At 61.2% G+C, this 17,341-nt stretch carries 15 protein-coding genes and 2 tRNA genes; 12 read left to right on the top strand and 5 right to left on the bottom strand.

All coding sequences use genetic code 11. The features are described 5' to 3' along the window. Positions 1-1,169: 1,169 nt before the first annotated feature. Complete coding sequence (locus tag R3F72_RS06690; RefSeq protein ID WP_332779247.1) at positions 1,170-1,931, top strand: lipopolysaccharide kinase InaA family protein; 762 nt, start codon at positions 1,170-1,172, stop codon at positions 1,929-1,931. A gap of 80 nt (positions 1,932-2,011) precedes the next feature. Here R3F72_RS06690 and R3F72_RS06695 read toward each other — a convergent pair whose 3' ends face one another. The 5 genes from R3F72_RS06695 to hemA form a co-directional block, all read right to left on the bottom strand. After that, positions 2,012-2,758: a HesA/MoeB/ThiF family protein gene (locus R3F72_RS06695; protein WP_332779248.1), complete on the bottom strand. Its 747-nt coding sequence runs from the start codon at positions 2,756-2,758 to the stop codon at positions 2,012-2,014. Between the two features lie 72 nt (positions 2,759-2,830). Next, positions 2,831-3,328 carry an Lrp/AsnC ligand binding domain-containing protein gene (locus R3F72_RS06700; protein WP_332779249.1) on the bottom strand — a complete coding sequence of 166 codons (498 nt, stop codon included), beginning with the start codon at positions 3,326-3,328 and terminating at the stop codon, positions 2,831-2,833. A 235-nt stretch (positions 3,329-3,563) separates the two neighbouring features. Continuing rightward, positions 3,564-4,394, bottom strand: a complete 831-nt coding sequence (gene prmC, locus R3F72_RS06705) for a peptide chain release factor N(5)-glutamine methyltransferase (protein WP_332779250.1) — start codon at positions 4,392-4,394, stop codon at positions 3,564-3,566. Then, entirely contained in the window at positions 4,394-5,479 is a 1,086-nt protein-coding gene (gene prfA, locus R3F72_RS06710) for a peptide chain release factor 1 (protein WP_332779251.1), read from the bottom strand. The genes prmC and prfA overlap by 1 nt, the downstream gene beginning before the upstream one ends. A 16-nt stretch (positions 5,480-5,495) precedes the next feature. Then, positions 5,496-6,770, bottom strand: coding sequence for a glutamyl-tRNA reductase (gene hemA / locus R3F72_RS06715; RefSeq protein WP_332779252.1), 1,275 nt, complete (start codon positions 6,768-6,770; stop codon positions 5,496-5,498). Positions 6,771-7,064: 294 nt separating this feature from the next. Here hemA and R3F72_RS06720 point away from each other — a divergent pair, with 294 nt between their 5' ends. The 11 genes from R3F72_RS06720 to R3F72_RS06770 all read left to right on the top strand — a co-directional run bounded on the left by R3F72_RS06720 (position 7,065) and on the right by R3F72_RS06770 (position 17,250). Continuing rightward, positions 7,065-8,810, top strand: coding sequence for a tetratricopeptide repeat protein (locus tag R3F72_RS06720; protein WP_332779253.1), 1,746 nt, complete (start codon positions 7,065-7,067; stop codon positions 8,808-8,810). A 47-nt stretch (positions 8,811-8,857) separates the two neighbouring features. Further along, positions 8,858-9,598, top strand: a complete 741-nt coding sequence (lolB, locus tag R3F72_RS06725; protein ID WP_332779254.1) for a lipoprotein insertase outer membrane protein LolB — start codon at positions 8,858-8,860, stop codon at positions 9,596-9,598. After that, on the top strand, positions 9,595-10,479 hold the full coding sequence (gene ispE, locus R3F72_RS06730) for a 4-(cytidine 5'-diphospho)-2-C-methyl-D-erythritol kinase (protein ID WP_332779255.1): 885 nt from the start codon (positions 9,595-9,597) through the stop codon (positions 10,477-10,479). Before lolB ends, ispE begins: the two co-directional genes overlap by 4 nt. 149 nt (positions 10,480-10,628) lie before the next feature. Further along, positions 10,629-10,703 (top strand) — tRNA-Gln (locus R3F72_RS06735). A gap of 263 nt (positions 10,704-10,966) precedes the next feature. Continuing rightward, positions 10,967-11,908: a ribose-phosphate pyrophosphokinase gene (locus R3F72_RS06740; protein ID WP_170835901.1), complete on the top strand. Its 942-nt coding sequence runs from the start codon at positions 10,967-10,969 to the stop codon at positions 11,906-11,908. A 164-nt stretch (positions 11,909-12,072) separates the two neighbouring features. Then, a complete protein-coding gene (locus tag R3F72_RS06745) occupies positions 12,073-12,720 on the top strand; it encodes a 50S ribosomal protein L25/general stress protein Ctc (protein WP_087720481.1) in 648 nt (215 codons plus the stop codon). A 35-nt stretch (positions 12,721-12,755) separates the two neighbouring features. After that, positions 12,756-13,340, top strand: coding sequence for an aminoacyl-tRNA hydrolase (pth, locus tag R3F72_RS06750; protein WP_087720482.1), 585 nt, complete (start codon positions 12,756-12,758; stop codon positions 13,338-13,340). A gap of 258 nt (positions 13,341-13,598) precedes the next feature. Further along, positions 13,599-14,690, top strand: coding sequence for a redox-regulated ATPase YchF (ychF, locus tag R3F72_RS06755; RefSeq protein ID WP_303854652.1), 1,092 nt, complete (start codon positions 13,599-13,601; stop codon positions 14,688-14,690). Between the two features lie 301 nt (positions 14,691-14,991). Beyond that, positions 14,992-16,203, top strand: a complete 1,212-nt coding sequence (locus R3F72_RS06760; RefSeq protein ID WP_087720484.1) for an AAA family ATPase — start codon at positions 14,992-14,994, stop codon at positions 16,201-16,203. Next, a complete protein-coding gene (locus tag R3F72_RS06765; protein ID WP_087720485.1) occupies positions 16,200-16,799 on the top strand; it encodes a DUF4276 family protein in 600 nt (199 codons plus the stop codon). Before R3F72_RS06760 ends, R3F72_RS06765 begins: the two co-directional genes overlap by 4 nt. Positions 16,800-17,173: 374 nt before the next feature. Beyond that, positions 17,174-17,250: transfer RNA gene (locus R3F72_RS06770), tRNA-Met, on the top strand. Positions 17,251-17,341 lie beyond the last annotated feature (91 nt).

Consider the following 17,341-nt stretch of genomic DNA (forward strand, 5'->3'; position numbering starts at 1 on the left):
AAAGTCATGGCTCTGCCTGCAGATGACTGCCTTCGCCCCTCACCCCTCACCCCTCACCCCTCACCCCTCACCCCTAGCGATGGCCCCTCAACCCTAGCGATGTGTCAGCTTTCTGGGGCGCCCTTGAGGTCCGACCGGCTTGCTTAGTGCGATTTCAATGGCGCGCTCCCGCTCGATGCCTCTGTCAACCAGCTTTTTGATTCGCGTCTTCAAAGTCCCCAAGGGCATACCGACGGCTCGGGCTCGATGGGCCAAGGTCCCCGTCTTGGGTACGTTCTTCGTTTGGTGCTGAGCAGTCTGAAAATCTCGCGCAGTCAATTTCATTGCTATTCCAAAGAGCGCTTTAGATATCAAGAGATACCTAAAATAAATTCAGCAGTGCTTCAATTAAAATAAAGTCATGGTTAACTAAAATTCAGTCTGCGCGCTTCCCGGTTCATTTAAATTAACCTGGAGCAAAAGCGATCACCAACGTAGCCCATTCTTGAGCGACGGTGCCGAACTGAACCTGATGGCCGCCATTGGATCAATCGCGAGATAATGAAGCCTGAGCGACACAACGAGGAGAAACAAGGAGAGACGAGAGACTGCGAAAAGATTCGGGAAGAAGCGATTATACCAGCCTGCAATCAGAAGGCAGCCTTCATGTTGCTGATAAAAAAACGCCCGGCATACTCCATCGCTTTGCGCTGAAGTATCCGGGCTAAAGATCGCGGCATCGCGACCATGAACCTCGAGGCTAAAAACGCGCACGCTGAGCACGTTTCCAAACGATTCTTCACTTCGCAAATTAAAATTTTTGCACGCGAAAAATCAATATATAGTAGTAAAGAACCTCAAAGAACTACAATACCTACTAGATTATCAGGATATCGCGATAAAGAGAAAGAGGAATTTTCATCTACTTTAGTGTTGTCGGATATAGCGCCCACCACCGTGAAATCCGCTCATATCCCTTTCGATCAAGCTCTCCACGTTTATAATCTCTCCCACCGCTGCGAACCTGGCACCTGGCCGATGAGACGCCAAGCGCTCGAGCTTCAAGCCGTTTGCAATTGAAGCCGGTGACGTGAAGTGGCGAATCGGCCATTCTGAACAAACTGCACGACAGGCTTGCAGGCTAGCCTCCAGCGACAATCTACGAAGAAATGCAGTCGATAGGACCCACTGTGCAACGTTTTCTCGCTCCCCGATATCAGCTCTACTTCCAGCAGAACCAACTCGATGATTTCGACGCGCTCTGGTCGCTCGATCTCGACCCCGTCGATGCCCCCAACCTGGAAAGGGGCGGCCATTCGGAAGTGAGCCGAGTGACACTAGACGCCCAAGGCCTGCCATCACGAACCTTTTTCGTCAAACGTCAGACCAACCATCTGGGCCGCAGCCTCCAGCGCCCTCTCGGTGAACCCACCTTCGCGCGTGAGGCGCGCAACGTCGCGACGTTTCACCGGCTGAACATCCCCGCTCTGGAAACCGCCTATTTCGAAGAACGCAAGAACGCCGGACGCTGGCAAGCCATCCTGATCACGCCCGAGCTCGAAGGTTATGCCGACATGGTCGATATCCACTCAGGATGGCCCGATAGGCCCGAACCGACCCGAGCGCGCATCATCGACAGTTGCGGCGAGCTCCTTCGTACACTGCACAAACGCCGCTGGCGCCATGGCAGCCTTTATGCCAAGCACGTCTTTCTACGCGCCGATGACGCGGCCCTTCATGGCTTCGATGCCAGGTTCATCGATCTGGAGAAATCCCGGCCGCTGCTGTTGGCCGGAAAAGAGAAACGCCGTGACCTGCAGATTTTCGCTCGCCGACTGACGCAATGGCAGGCTGAAGAGTGGCGCAGGCTACTGAGCGTCTATCTTGAACAACCGATGGAGAGCCGCCAGGTGGGCCGATGGATGCGGGCCTTGAAACTATCCGAGGCCTGACTATCGCAACCTGACTGTCCCAACCTGCCTATCCGACACCCGACATGAGCTCCCGGATTTATATCCTGAATCGGCGTCGCTCACCGCCCTGTGCACACCGCACAGGCCGGGTCTCTCGGCAAAGTGAAACGGCGCCACTCGCCACGCGAGGCATCGAAGGTCGACAGCCCGCGAAGGGTCTGTCCGGCGCCGCTAATCAACTTCATGGCCTCCAGAGCCTGAAAGCTACCGATGATCCCGACCAGCGGAGATATCACACCGCTTTCCGCGCAGGTCAGTGCCTCGTCGTCACCCAGCTCCCCATAGAGACAGGCATAGCACGGCGACGATGGCTCGCGCGTATCGAAGACCGCCAGTTGTCCCGAAAAGCGAATGGCCGCGCCGCTTACAAGCGGGGTTCGGGTTTCGACACAGGCGCGATTGATTGCGAAGCGGCTGGAAAAGCGATCGGTACAGTCGAGCACCACGTCAGCGGCTTCGACTTCGGCAATCAGCTCCTCGCCGACCAGCCGCGTATTCAAGGCTCGTATATCACAGGTCGCGTTAATTTTTCTTGCCGCCTCGGCCGCCGAGCAAGCCTTGGATCGCCCCAGAGAAGCCTCGGTATGAGCGATCTGGCGCTGCAGATTCGATAGTTCCACGACATCGTCGTCGGCGACACTCAGGCGCCCGACACCCGCGCCCGCCAGATATAGCGCAGCGGGAGAGCCGAGGCCGCCGGCGCCGATGATCAACACGCGGGAACTCAGCAACCGCTCCTGCCCTGCGATATCGATCTCGTCCAGCATGATATGGCGGCTATAGCGCAACAGTGCTTCGTCGTTCATGATCTTTTCATGACCTTTTTCGATGATCCCAAAGCGAAGTGGCTGCCGTGGCAATGAATCGCCTCCAGCGCGTTACTTGCCGTCCGGGTCGAGATCGGGAATCGGCAACGCCAACTCCTCTTTCACCTCTTCCATCACGACGTAGCTCTTGGACTCCTTGACCCCGGGAAGCGTCAGCACGACATCGCCCAGCAGTTGCCGATAGGCCGACATCTCGGGAATCCGGCATTTGAGGATATAGTCGAACTGCCCGGAGACCAGATGACACTCCTGAATCTGCGGCAGCTTCGCCACCGCCTTGCGGAACTCGTCGAAGACGGCCGGCGACTGGGTGTTCAGACTGATTTCGACGAACACCAGCAGATTGGCGCGCAATGCCTGCGGATCGAGTATGGCCTTGTAGCCACGAATGATCCCTGCACGCTCGAGGCGCTTGACTCGCTCGAGACAGGGCGTCGTCGACAAACCGACCTGCGATGCCAGATCGACGTAGGAAATTCGAGCATTCTCCTGCAGACAACGCAGGATATTGAGATCAATTCGATCGAGTGATCGAGATTTGGCTTTCATTGCTGTAGTTGTTCCAAGCCGATGAATAGAAATGGTTCACGCACGAGGTAACGCCGGGTGGCGGTGATTCGTCCCGATGAGCGATGCTGATACCGGATGGACGACATGCCCCGGCCTACACCCCGTAACCGCGGGGCGACATTACTATCACAGAGCCAGCGCGAATCACCAGCGAGTCCGGTAACCCTCGTTCAACGCTCTGGCCGTTGAAAAGTGGCTCCGCGCCTCAGACCACTCACCCCCAGCGTCCGCCGGTGACGCGCTCGTGGCCTGCGAGATCGCGCCGCGAGTTGACATCGTGAAAACCCCGACGCAACAGCACCTCGCGCACCACACCCGCTTGCGTATGACCGTGCTCCATCCATAACCAGCCGCCCGGCTGCAGATGATCCGGCGCACGCCCGGCCAGCCATTCGAGATCCGACATCCCGGAAGCCTCGGCCACCAATGCCGATCGTGGCTCGAAACGCACGTCGTCACGCAGCAGGTGCGGATCGTCGTCGGCAATATAAGGCGGATTGGACACGATGAGGTCGAAGCGATGCCCGGCCAACGTCGAGAACCAGTCGCTTTCGAGGAAGCGAGCGTTGGCGATGGCCAGTTGTCGGGCATTGGCTTGCGCGAGGGTCACGGCGTCAGGGGCGAGATCGACACCGGTGACCCGCCAGCCCGGGCGTTCGCTGGCAAAGGCCAGCGCGATGGCGCCGGTACCGGTGCCCAGATCGAGCAGCTCGCCAGCGGGCGGCGTGGCAAACTCGAGCGCGACTTCGACCAAGCGCTCGGTATCCGGCCGCGGGATCAAGGTCGCTGGCGAGGTCTCGAGGCGGAGCCCCCAGAACTCCCGCGAGCCGACCAGATACGCCACCGGCAGCCCCTCGATCCGCTGGGCAACCAATTGCTGAAAGGCCTTGTGCTGGGTTGCCGTCAACTCTCGGTCGCCCCAGGTGTATAGCCAGGTCCGGTTCGTCTCGCAGACATGAGCCAGCAGCACTTCCGCATCGAGCCGCGCCGTCGGCGACATGACGAGGCGCCCTGCCGCCTCGCGCAGGGCGTCATCGATCGTCATCACTCCCCCTGCAATGCCGCCAGCTGATCGGCCTGGTACTCGTTGATCAACGGCCCTATGACCTCGTCGAGATCACCCGCGACGACCTCGCCCAGCTTGTAGATCGTCAGGTTGATGCGGTGGTCGGTGAGGCGGCCCTGCGGAAAGTTGTAGGTGCGGATTCGCTCGCTGCGATCGCCCGACCCCACCAGGGAACGGCGCGTATCGGCCTGGTGCTGGCGCTGGGAGTCCACCGCCGCCTGCTTCAGCCGCGCTGCCAGCAACGACATCGCCTTGGCGCGGTTCTTGTGCTGGCTGCGCTCTTCCTGGCATTCGACCACCAGCCCGGTCGGCAGGTGCGTGATGCGAATCGCCGAATCGGTGGTATTGACGTGCTGGCCACCGGCGCCGCTGGAACGGAACGTATCGACGCGAAGATCGTTGCTGTTGATGTCGACGTCGCCGACCTCATCCGCTTCGGGCATCACCGCGACGGTACAGGCCGAGGTATGAATGCGTCCCTGGGACTCCGTCGCCGGGACCCGTTGCACGCGGTGCGCGCCGGATTCGAACTTCAGCGACGCATAGGCGTTATCGCCCTTGACCCGGGCGATGATCTCCTTGTAACCGCCCTGCTCACCGTGACTGGCGCTGACCACCTCGACCTTCCAGCCGCGCCGCTCGGCGTAGCGGGAATACATGCGAAACAGGTCGCCAGCGAACAGCGCCGCCTCGTCGCCGCCGGTACCGGCACGGATCTCCAGGAAGACGTTGCTGTCGTCGTCCGGATCCTTGGGTACCAGCAGGCGCTTGACCTCCTCCTCGAGCTCCTCGAGCTGAGCTCTGGAAGAACGCCACTCCTCCTCTGCCAGCTCGCGCATTTCCGGATCACTGTCTTGGCGCATCTGATCGGCGGCCTCGATATCGGCCTCGGTACGGCGATAGACGAGCCAAGACTCGACCAGCGGTTCGAGTTCGGCATATTCGCGGGAATAATCGCGGAAACGCGGTTGATCGGCGATCACTTCGGGCTCGGAGAGCAGCGCTGAGAGCTCCTCGAAGCGATCCTGGAAGGCGTCGAGTCGTTCGCGCAAAGACGCTTTCATGCCCAGTCCTGTATTTTCATACCGAGTCCTGTGTCGTGGCGGGCCCTTCGATGAGCAGGTTATCGGCCGCCTGAATGATATCGTGACGTGATTGACCCGACGCCTCGCGCAAGCGCAGCGTCGGGCCATGCATCAATTTGTTGGCCAACTGATGCGACAGACGCTTGATCACCGTCTCCGGGTCTTCGCCACGTGCCAGCTGCGCCAGCGCCTCCGCCTCGGAATCGCGCCGCAGCGACTCGCCATGCTGACGATAGCGGCGAATCAGATCCCCTGCCCCGCGCACCCGGCGTTCATGCAGCCAGCGATCGACCCCGCTTTCGATCAGCGCTTCGGCCTGGCGTGCCGCGACCTCGCGATGACGCCGATTCTCGGCGATCACCTGCTGCAGATCGTCGACGCTATAGAGGAAGACATCGTCGAGATCGCCCACTTCAGGCTCGATGTCCCGCGGCACCGCAATATCGACCATGAAGATGGGCCGGTGCCGGCGTACCTTGAGCGCACGTTCGACCATGCCCTTGCCGAGGATCGGCAACTCGCTGGCCGTGGAGGCGATGACGATGTCCGCCTGCTCCAGCGCCTGCGGAATGGCATTGAGCTCGATCGCGCGCGCATCGCAGGTTTCGGCCAGCGCCTGGGCCCGTGCCAGCGTGCGGTTGGCGACGGTCAGCCCCATGATGCCGGCTTCACGCAGGTGGCGCGCCACCAGCTCGACCGTCTCGCCGGCGCCGATCAGCAATGCCCGGGCACGACTGAAGTCGTCGAAGATGCGGCTGGCCAGGCTGACCGCCGCATAAGCGACCGAGACCGGATTTTCCCCGATCGCGGTTTCGCTGCGGACCTGCTTGGCGACCGAGAAGGTCTGCTGGAAGAGACGCTCCAGCTCGCTGCCCAGCCCCGCGTGCTGCCGCGCGATCTGGTAGGCATCCTTGAGCTGACCGAGAATCTGCGGCTCCCCCAGCACCATGGAATCCAGACCAGCCGCCACACGCATCAGATGCCTGGCGGCCTCTCCCTCATGGTAGTGGTAGGCGCAGCTCAACAGCTCCTGCGCGGGCATGCCGTGAAACGCCCCCAGCCACTCGAGCAACTGGTGCTCGCCGTCGGCTACGGTGATGCAGTAGAGCTCGGTCCGGTTACAGGTGGAGAGCACCGCCGCCTCTCGCACGTCGGGCAAGGCCCGCAGCTGTGTCAGCGCGGACTCGAGTTGTGCCGGCGAGAAGGCGACACGCTCGCGCATGTCGACCGCAGCCGTTCTATGGTTGATACCCAGAGCTAGCAGCGTCATGAAATCACGGTCATTTGTCTTGCGTGGATCCGGCGTCTGCGCTCGCGGATGTCCTCGAAGCAAAGCGCGGCATACCGGAATGAAGCGCGGGGCATGTCAGGTTGCCGGCCGCTTCACCCATTCTCGCGGTCGACCGGAAGCGGGGACGGCGAGACGAACCCGGCCGGGCGATCCACTCCATTGTGGTCCGCCCGACCGGGCGGCGCCATTTTAGCACAGCCAAAAGACGCTTAGCAGGCAATGAAACACGCCGACCGACATGCCTCGGCGATTGACCCCCGGCGGCCAGCCGTTATGCTGGAGCCATTGATCGATCTCGAGGACGGCATGCCCAAAAGTCTGTTCTACGCCGCCAGTTGCGCGGTTCTGCTGGCTGGCTGCCAAAGCATGTCGGCCGACACGGCATCGGCGCCTGTCGATGACCCTCTGACATCGGCGCCGCCGATCACCCGCGGATTCGACGCCCGAGGCCTGTCCCAGGTGCTGTTGTCCGAGATGGCGGGGCAGCGAGGTGACTTTCACCGCGCCGCCGACGGCTATCTGGAGGCCGCCGAACGCTACCGTTCCGCCGAACTCGCCGAGCGCGCCACGCTGGCCGCGCGATACACCGATGACAAGAGCCTGCTGACCTCCGCGGCGGCTCGCTGGCAACAGCTGGCGCCGCAGGATTCGGCACCGCAGAAGCTGCTTTCCGGCATTGCCGTGGATCGCGGCGACTGGCCTGCAGCACTACGTCACAGGCTGGCGCTCGCTCGCACGGGGGAAGAGGCACAGCTTCTCGAGCTCGCCGACCTGATGGTGGAATCCCAGGCAGACCTGCCACCACTGATCGCCCAACTACGCGACTTCACCGCCACCCAGCCCGACCATGCCGATGCCCAGATGGCAACGGCACGGCTCGAGGCGGCCAACGGCCAGTTCGATGAAGCCCGACAGCGGCTGACGAACCTGGCTCGCCGCCACGCCGATCTGCCGATGCTCTGGCTCACCCGATCGCAGATCGCGCTCGAGGCCGGCGACTACGATCAGGCCGTCTTCTCGGCGCAGCGCGGGCGAGAACTGGCCCCCGACGACAGCCGATTCCTGCTGGCGCTGGCACAGGCGGAAATCGCCAATGGCGACATCGCCGCTGCCGAGCCCCGAATTGACCAGTTGCTGGCGCGCCATGACGATACCCCGACGCTGCGCATCGGTTTCGCCCAGCTCTATCTCGATGCCGGTGCGCTGGAACCCGCCCGAAGGCTGCTGCTGCCACTGCTCGATCGCGACGATACGCCACCGGCGACCTACCTGGTGCTGGGCAGCATTGCCGAGTCGCAGGGCGAAATCGACAACGCGCTGCTCTATTACCGACAGGTGCCGACCGGCCCCGGCTTCCTCGACTCCCGCGCGCTCGCCACTCAGATGCTGACGGCCGACGACCGCGCCGAGGATGCCCGGACATTCCTGCGCGTCGAGATTCTGCGTCATCCCGCCCAGCGCGCGGCGCTGACCCAGATCGGCGTGCAGGCGCTGGACAACGCCGGCCAGAGCGCTGCCGCGGATACGCTGCTCGCCGAATCCCTCGAGCAATCACCGGATGATACCGATCTGCTTTATACCCGGGCCATGCGCGAATTCGAGCGCGGCAACGTCGAAACGATGATGGTGCAGATGCGCGACATCATTGCCAGAGAACCCGACAATGCCGCCGCTCTCAACGCGCTGGGCTACACCCTGGCGACGACGACGGACCATTACGACGAAGCGCTGGAGCTCATCGAGCGGGCCCATGCGCTCGAGCCGGAGAGCCCCGCCATTCTCGATAGCCTGGGCTGGGTGCATTTCAAACGCGGGGAGGCGCAAAAGGCGCTCGGGTATCTGCGGCGCGCCTACGCCGGCCAGCCGGATCAGGAAGTCGCCGCGCATCTGGCCGAAGTGCTGGTCGTTCTCGATCAGACGACCGAGGCGCGAGCGCTGGTGGAATCGGCACTCGCCGGCAGCGAAATCCACCCGGATATCGACGACCTGCTACTGCGCTACCCGCAGCTGGCGCCCTAACCTGCAGCCGGACACCTCAATTCATTCGATTCGACAGGAAACACTCGATGCCACACTCCCTTTCGGCCAGCGAACGGCGACAGCCCGCTTCGATTCCGTTCAAGCCGTGGTGGCAGGCGCTCGGCGCCCTGGTTCTGGTGGCCTGGCTTGCCGGTTGCGCCGGACAGGCACCTGCACCGGACGTGCCGCGCCAGCCCGACGACTGGCAGCGGCAACAGGACGACCTGGCCGCGCTCGACACCTGGACGGTAGCCGGCAAGGTCGGCCTGCGAACCCCGGAAGAGAGCCGCAGCGCCAATCTGGACTGGTCACAGTCGCCCGGCCACTACCGCATGCTGATCAGCGGCCCGTTCGGCGCCGGACGCAGCGTGCTCGAAGGCCGCCAAGGCGCGGTGACGCTGACCACCAGCGACGGCCGTTTCGAGGCATCGTCACCGGAAGCCCTGATGCAGCAGCAACTGGGCTGGTCGCTACCGATCTCGGCACTCGACTACTGGGTGCGCGGCCTTCCGGCGCCCGGTCGCTCTCACCAGCAGAGCGAAGACGAACTCGGCTTCCCCAGGACCTTGAGCCAGGACGGCTGGAACATTCGCTATCGCGACTGGACCTACGCCGATTCGCTATGGCTGCCGAGCCGCCTGATCATGACCTACGACGACATCCGCGCCACGCTGGTCGTCAACCAGTGGCAGCCGCAGACTGGAGCCGAACGTCCCGCCGACGGGCCTGAGCGATCCTCTAACGGGCCTGAGCGATCCGCTGAAAAGACACCGGACGCGACCCGATGACACCATTGACGCTGCCCGCGCCGGCCAAGCTCAATCGCCTGTTGCGCATTACCGGTCGCCGGCCGGATGGCTATCACACGCTGCAGACGCTGTTCCAGATTCTCGATCGCGGCGATACGCTGCGATTCCATCCGAGGTGCGACAGCGACGAGATCACGCTCACCCCCGCGCTGGCCAATGTTGCCGAAGCGGACAATCTCGTCGTTCGAGCGGCTCGGCTTCTTCAGCGCGAGACCGGCTGTCGCCAAGGCGCGGCGATCGAGCTGGAAAAACGTCTACCGATGGGCGGCGGGCTGGGCGGCGGTAGCTCCAACGCCGCCACCACGCTGTTGGCGCTCGACCACCTCTGGGGACTCGATCTCGGCCTCGAGCGACTGGCGACGCTGGGGCTGGAACTGGGCGCCGATGTCCCGGTGTTCGTGCAGGGCCACAGCGCCTGGGCGGAGGGCGTCGGCGAACGTCTCGTCCCCGTCGACCTGGTGCCCTCCTGGTTCGTCGTCATCCACCCAGGCGTGGAGATCTCCACCGCGGCGATTTTCGGCCACCCCGGTTTGACACGTAATAGCACGGTCATTAGTATGCGTCGCGCACTCGACGGGGCCGCCCCCGACGCCGTGTGGCGCAACGATTGCGAGAGCATCGTGCGAGCGCTTCACCTCGAGGTAGACCGCGCGCTGAACTGGCTCGGCCAGTACGGCACGGCGGCACTGACAGGGACAGGCGCCTGCGTCTTCTGTCCGCTGGACGACGAAACGCAAGCCGAACAGGTGCTGCGACAGGTCCCGGACGAATGGCAGGCATTCAAGGCCCGCGGCAGCAACGTATCTCCGCTGCACCAGGCTCTGGAAGCTGCCAAGGGTCTGGACAGGACTCGAGCGTGACGTCGCCACACCGTCCACTGAGGAAATCGCTTCGACTACGCGGTTTTTATCAGACTTTTCAGACGGCTTGTGGCATCACGGCTGGTTTTCCGTCCAAACCTAGCCAACGGTTTGTGCTTTTGCGCATAATAGGCGCGACCAATGATTGCTGGGGTATCGCCAAGTGGTAAGGCACTGGTTTCTGGTACCAGCATTCCCAGGTTCGAATCCTGGTACCCCAGCCACTTCCTGACTTTCGACAAGCCTGCATACGGAAACCGGGTCGCGATGGCCACTCAGCCCACACGATTTCCCCACCGGCGTTGCGGTTGCTTCTCCTGCCGTCTCGACGTACGACTTCGATGCCAGCCCGCATCGTCGACGGGCAAGCGTGGCATTTCAGAATCTTGCCCATCGCACCGCCTTCCCCCTGCAGCCTCGTCATCCGTCCTGAAACCGAAACGAATGTCCTCTACCGACCTTCAACTGCTCTCAAAGGTGGCCGCGCGTGTCTAAATTGATGGTTTTTACCGGTAACGCCAACGTCGGACTTGCTTCGAAGGTAGCCGAGAGTCTGGATAACCGACTGGGTCACGCGACGGTCGGGCAGTTCAGCGATGGCGAAATCGCCGTCGAAATCAACGAAAACGTACGCGGTAAAGACGTCTTTATCCTGCAGTCGACCTGCGCGCCGACCAACGACAACCTCATGGAGCTGATCCTGATGGTCGATGCGCTGCGTCGCGCCTCGGCCACCCGCATCACGGCCGTCGTGCCCTACTTCGGCTATGCGCGCCAGGATCGCCGCGTGCGTTCGGCCCGCGTGCCGATCTCGGCCAAGGTCGTCGCCGACATGATGGTCAAGGCCGGTGTCGACCGCGTCATGACCATGGATCTGCACGCCGACCAGATCCAGGGCTTCTTCGACGTGCCGGTGGACAACGTCTACGGCTCTCCGATCCTGCTCGACGACATCGAACGCCAGAACTACGACGACCTGGTCGTGGTCTCTCCCGATGTCGGCGGCGTGGTCCGTGCCCGCGCCATCGCCAAGCAGCTCAACGTCGACCTGGCGATCATCGACAAGCGTCGCCCGCAGGCCAACCAGGCTCAGGTGATGCACATCATCGGCGACATCCAGGATCGCACCTGCGTGGTGGTCGACGACATGGTCGATACCGCCGGCACCCTCTGCAAGGCCGCCGAGGCATTGAAGGATCGTGGCGCTCGCCGAGTGGTCGCTTATGCCACGCATCCGATCCTGTCCGGGCCCGCCGTGGACAATATTAGCGGTTCAGTGCTTGACGAACTCGTCGTTGCCGATACCATACCGCTCTCCGAACCTGCACGTCGTAGCGGCAAGATCCGTCAGTTGACGGTCGCCGGCCTGATCGCCGAAGCCATTCGTCGTGTGAGTAACGAAGAATCCGTCAGCGCGATGTTCCACTGATCGCCGTCGGAACGGTCTTCGGATAACGGCCGTTTCGAAACGATAGGGAACCACGCGCGGATACGTGGGCCACTGCCGTGAGGGCAGTGGCCCTACTGGAAACGGCATCGTCTGGTCGCGGGCGGTGCCGATTTCCATTACTTGACCATTAGAGGTGACAATCAATGTCCCATTACACCCTGACCGCCAATGTTCGTAAGGAGCTGGGGAAAGGTGCGAGCCGCCGCCTGCGCCGCAAGAACGAACAGGTCGCTGCCATCATCTACGGTGGTTCTGCCGAACCGCAGCCGATCACCATCGACAAGCCGGCCTTCTACAAGGCGATCGAAGACGAAGCGTTCTTCTCCTCGATCATCGACATCAGTGTCGACGGCAAGAGCGAGCAGGTCGTCATTCGTGATCTGCAGCGCCATCCGTACAAGGCGCTGGTTACTCACGCTGACTTCATGCGCGTCGATGCGACCCACGAGCTGACCCTGAATGTCCCGCTGCACTTCCTCAACGAAGAAGCATGCAAAGGCGTCAAGGACGAAGGTGGCGTGCTGCACGTTCTGAACAACGACGTTCAGATCAGCTGCCTGCCGTCCAAGCTGCCGGAATACATCGAAGTCGACGTGGCCAACCTGGGCCTCGGCGAGACCATCCACCTGTCCGACATCAAGCTGCCGGAAGGTGTGACTCTGGTCGAGCTGACCCACGGTGAAGAGCACGACGCCGGTGTCGTCAGCGTCACGCACCCGACCGTCGCCAGTGACGACGAAGTCGCCGGTGAAGGCGTCGACGAAGAAGGCGAACCGAAAGGCGACGCATAACCCTGCGTCAGAGACCGGACAACAGGCAGTCGGCAATGACAGTGAAAGCGATCATCGGTCTCGGTAATCCGGGGCCGGAATACGAAGACACTCGTCACAATGCCGGCGCCTGGCTGGTCGAGCAGCTCGCTCGGGACACAGCGGAAACGCTGCGTCCCGAACGCAAGTTTCTGGGTCTTCATGCCAGGATCCGCCTGGGCGGGCACGATCTTCACCTGCTCAACCCCACCACTTTCATGAATCGCAGCGGTGCCTCGGTGGCTGCGCTGTGCCAGTTCTTCAAGATCGCTCCGGACGAGCTCCTCGTCGCTCACGACGAACTCGACATCGCGCCCGGCTGCGCCCGTTACAAGACGGGTGGCGGACACGGCGGTCATAACGGCCTGCGCGACATCATCAGCGCACTGGGCAACAGCAACGGCTTCCACCGTTTGCGTATCGGCATCGGCCACCCCGGCAGTGCCAAGCTCGTCACCAACTATGTCCTCGGTCGTCCCGGCAAGGCCGAACGCCAGGCCATCGACGATTCGCTTGATGAAACCATCGCCACCCTGCCCGACGTACTCGACGGAGATTGGGCCAAGGCGATGAATCGTCTGCATAGTTTCAAACCCGCCTGATTCGCTCGTAGCTCGTAGCTCGTAGCTCGTAGCTCGTAGCTCGTAGCTCGTAGCTCGTAGCTCGTAGCTCGTAGCTCGTAGCTCGTAGCTCGTAGCTCGTAGCTCGTAGCTCGTAGCTCGTAGCTCGTAGCTCGGCAAGAGTCTGGCCCCCGCCGACCGCGTCCCGTAGAATGCCCGCCATTCACTTTTTCGTGCTTATTCGTTCGCGTCTGCCATGATCGAATCGAATTCAGGATCACACCGTTTCAGGGATATATCATGGGTTTCAATTGCGGCATCGTCGGCCTGCCCAACGTTGGCAAGTCGACCCTCTTCAATGCGTTGACGCGCTCCGGCATCGACGCCGAGAACTTCCCGTTCTGCACCATCGAACCCAATACCGGTATCGTGCCGATGCCCGACCCGCGTCTCGACAAGCTCGCCGAGATCGTCAAGCCGGAAAAGGTGGTGCCGACCACGATGGAGTTCGTCGATATCGCCGGCCTGGTCGAGGGCGCCTCCAAGGGTGAAGGCCTGGGCAACCAGTTCCTCGCCAACATTCGCGAAACTGACGCCATCGCCCACGTGGTTCGCTGCTTCGACGACGACAACGTCATCCACGTCGCGAATCAGGTCGACCCCACCGCCGATATCGAGACCATCAATCTCGAGCTGGCCCTGGCCGACCTCGACGCCGTCGAACGCTCGATTCAGCGCCTGACCCGTGTGGTCAAGGGCGGTGACAAGGAAGCGATCGCCACCAAGGCCATTCTGGATCGTATTCAGCCGCACCTGGCCGAAGGTCAGCCGCTGCGCAGCTTTGGCCTCGATGCCGAGGAACAGCAGCAACTGCGCAGCTTCGGCTTCCTCACGCTCAAGCCAACGATGTACATCGCCAACGTCAACGAGGACGGGTTCGACAACAACCCTCACCTCGATATCGTGCGCGAGATCGCCGCCAGGGAGAATGCGGTAGTCGTGCCGGTCTGCAACAAGCTGGAAGCGGAGATCGCCGAACTCGAGGACGAAGAACGCGCCATGTTCCTCGAAGAAATGGGTATGGAAGAACCCGGTCTCGATCGCGTCATTCGTGCCGGCTACGGCCTGCTGGGGCTGCAAACCTATTTCACTGCCGGTGTGAAGGAAGTGCGAGCCTGGACCGTCAAGGTCGGCGCGACCGCACCGCAAGCCGCCGGCGTGATCCACACCGATTTCGAGAAGGGCTTCATCCGTGCCGAGGTGGTCAGCTACGAGGACTTCGTCGCCCTGGGTGGCGAGAATGGCGCCAAGGAAGCCGGCAAGTGGCGTCTCGAAGGCAAGGCTTACGTCGTGAAGGACGGCGACGTGATGCACTTCCGCTTCAACGTCTGAGGGTTTTCTCGGAATGCAGTAGCGGTCCTATTGTTCATTGAGGTCCCGAAAATCAGGTCAGCCAAACCTACTGGCCGAGGACAGGGGGCTTTCTTTCCGGTGATCAAACCCACTGGCGGCAAACGTTATCGGTAGCGGTGCTGTCGTGGTTTAATGAAATCGCCCGGCGCCTGTGCGATGTCCAAAGGTGATATCTCGCGCCCGCTTCCCAAACCTAAGATTGGGCGGTTCGCGGTAGAGGTCATCAATCACTTAGGGACTAGGTGACGAAGATGTTCAAAGTCTGACGCGGAGAGAAAACATGACACAGCCCCCTTTTATTAGCCGCGTCGCCGTTCGCAACTATAAGAGCATCGGCTATTGCGATGTGAGTCTGCGCCCGCTGACCTACTTGGTGGGTCACAACGGCGCGGGCAAGAGCAATTTCATGGATGCCCTGCATTTCGTGCGCGACGCGCTTTCCAATTCACTGGATAGTGCTCTGAACGAACGGGGCGGCATCAACGAGGTTCGCCGGCGTAGCGGAGGTCATCCTACGCATTTCGCACTTCGAATCGAGTTCGTCATGCAAGGCGGCCAAGTTGGGCACTATGGCTTCGTTATCGGGGCGTTGAAGAATGGCGGTTACGAGGTGCAGCGAGAGGAATGCGTTGTCGCTGGCATCGGCAAGGGTCCATTCTTCCGCATCGGGAAAGGCAAGCTTCGAGATAGCAGCGAGACCACCTTCCCCTCGGTAACTGCGGACAGATTGGCATTGGTGGCAGCCTCGGGCCTGACGGACTTCCGCCCGGTATTTGATGCATTGACCGCGATGGGCTTCTATAACCTCAACCCAAAACTGATGCGCGAATTACAGAAACCCCAAGATGGCAGACTGTTGCGGCCTGCCGGGGAGAACATCGCCAGCGTGATCGGACATTTGGAAAAGGTAGCACCTGCCCAGATGACGCTGATAGAGGAATATTTACACTCCGTGGCGCCTATGGTACATGGCGTGGAGCGCAAGCCCATTGGGCCAATGGAAACGCTGGAGTTTCGTCAGGACATGGCCGGCTCCAAACATCCTTGGCGTTTCCTTTCTCAAAATATGTCCGATGGCACCCTACGCGCACTGGGCGTTCTGGCCGCACTGTTACAGGGTAATGTGGATTATTCACCGACATTGATCGGCATCGAGGAACCTGAAACCGCCCTGCATCCGGCAGCTAGCGCCGCACTTCGCGAGGCATTGGTGCGCGCTTCTGAAACCACGCAAGTCCTTGTGACTAGTCACAGTCCAGACCTCCTGGATGACCGCAGTATCGACGCGGATGCCGTGCTGGCCGTCGTGTCTGAGGCGGGCGAAACAAAGGTTGCGCCACTGGACGAAGGCTCACGCCAAGTCATGCGGGAGCATCTGTTCTCGGCTGGTGAACTGCTACGCATGAACCAACTGGCACCCGACCGAGACAGTATAGAACGCCAGGACAAGGCGGCCTCTGGGGATCTTTTCAGTGAAATGGAGTCTACATGATCCCAGTCGCCAGCATTGTGGAGGGCCATGGCGAAGTTGACGCCTTGCCGGTTTTGCTGCGTCGTCTGAATGCATGGCGTCCGGGCCGTGACTACGCGCATGCGCTCCCACCGATTCGGGTTCACAGGGACCGTTTTCTCAATCGCGAAGAGGAGTTCCGCAAGCAACTGTTGCTGGCGGCCGCCAAATGCGGCGAGCAGGGATGGATTCTGGTGGTTTTGGACGCCGATGACGACTGTCCAGCCACCTTGGCAGCCGAGGTCCATCAGCGTGCGAGGCAGCATTTGCCGCACCGGCGCCTATCGGTGGTATTGGCCAAGCGCGAATACGAAGCTTGGTTCATTGCGGCAGCCCCGTCACTCGACGGACGCCGGGGATTCCGCTACCCGGCTGATGCCCAAGTCGATGCAGAGACGCCGCGAGACGCGAAGGGTTGGCTGCGCCGAAATATGGAGGGCGGAACCTACAGCGAAGTGCTGGATCAACCCGCTTTCACGGCACATTTCGACCTGCAACAAGCATTTGACAACAGTCGTTCATTCCGCAAGCTGTGCAAAGAATGGCAAGTCAACATCGTAGATTTGAACGGCAATTGAAGCAGGGTATTGCTTATCGCCGTCTTTAGGGAAACGCTGCATAAATGCCTGCGCGAGCGAATCGCTTCGTTGCGTGGTACTCGAAAATCCGCCTAACTTCATTAGGTCTCCTTTTCTGCGTTCCATACGCCTCGCGCTTCATCTCGCTCGTCGATTTATTCAGCATTTCCTTAGGATGCTGACGTATCGGCCAAACTTCTGTGTTGGCGGCTTTGCGTTCCTTGGCCGAAGCGCTATTCCCTCGAGACGCCTGGGTGCCATCCAAAGGCCTTGTCGAGATCAGACCCAAGAAATTATTGACGTTTCATCAAGTTATGGTAGTATTCGCAACCGTTGTCAGGCGACTCAGGTTAGCTTGACACGGCTGCCCCGAAGGCTACGTAGCTCAGCTGGTTAGAGCACATCACTCATAATGATGGGGTCCCCTGTTCGAATCAGGGCGTAGCCACCAGATATCGCGAAAAAGCCCGCCGTTCTCACGATCGGCGGGCTTTTTCGTATCGGCTTTCTGCCGGGTTTCCTTATTGTCGCTTGGCGGCAGG

Origin of the sequence: Salinicola sp. 4072, assembly GCF_036663415.1 — a bacterium.
Lineage (GTDB): Bacteria > Pseudomonadota > Gammaproteobacteria > Pseudomonadales > Halomonadaceae > Salinicola > Salinicola salarius_A.

Coding starts and splice junctions, on each gene's coding strand:
- R3F72_RS06695 (WP_332779248.1), bottom strand. CDS start 2,758: ATGAACGACGAAGCACTGTTGCGCTATAGCCGCCATATCATGCTGGAC.
- prmC (WP_332779250.1), bottom strand. CDS start 4,394: ATGACGATCGATGACGCCCTGCGCGAGGCGGCAGGGCGCCTCGTCATG.
- R3F72_RS06760 (WP_087720484.1), top strand. CDS start 14,992: ATGACACAGCCCCCTTTTATTAGCCGCGTCGCCGTTCGCAACTATAAG.
- lolB (WP_332779254.1), top strand. CDS start 8,858: ATGCCACACTCCCTTTCGGCCAGCGAACGGCGACAGCCCGCTTCGATT.
- ychF (WP_303854652.1), top strand. CDS start 13,599: ATGGGTTTCAATTGCGGCATCGTCGGCCTGCCCAACGTTGGCAAGTCG.
- R3F72_RS06745 (WP_087720481.1), top strand. CDS start 12,073: ATGTCCCATTACACCCTGACCGCCAATGTTCGTAAGGAGCTGGGGAAA.
- pth (WP_087720482.1), top strand. CDS start 12,756: ATGACAGTGAAAGCGATCATCGGTCTCGGTAATCCGGGGCCGGAATAC.
- hemA (WP_332779252.1), bottom strand. CDS start 6,770: ATGACGCTGCTAGCTCTGGGTATCAACCATAGAACGGCTGCGGTCGAC.
- ispE (WP_332779255.1), top strand. CDS start 9,595: ATGACACCATTGACGCTGCCCGCGCCGGCCAAGCTCAATCGCCTGTTG.
- prfA (WP_332779251.1), bottom strand. CDS start 5,479: ATGAAAGCGTCTTTGCGCGAACGACTCGACGCCTTCCAGGATCGCTTC.
- R3F72_RS06765 (WP_087720485.1), top strand. CDS start 16,200: ATGATCCCAGTCGCCAGCATTGTGGAGGGCCATGGCGAAGTTGACGCC.
- R3F72_RS06700 (WP_332779249.1), bottom strand. CDS start 3,328: ATGAAAGCCAAATCTCGATCACTCGATCGAATTGATCTCAATATCCTG.
- R3F72_RS06720 (WP_332779253.1), top strand. CDS start 7,065: ATGCTGGAGCCATTGATCGATCTCGAGGACGGCATGCCCAAAAGTCTG.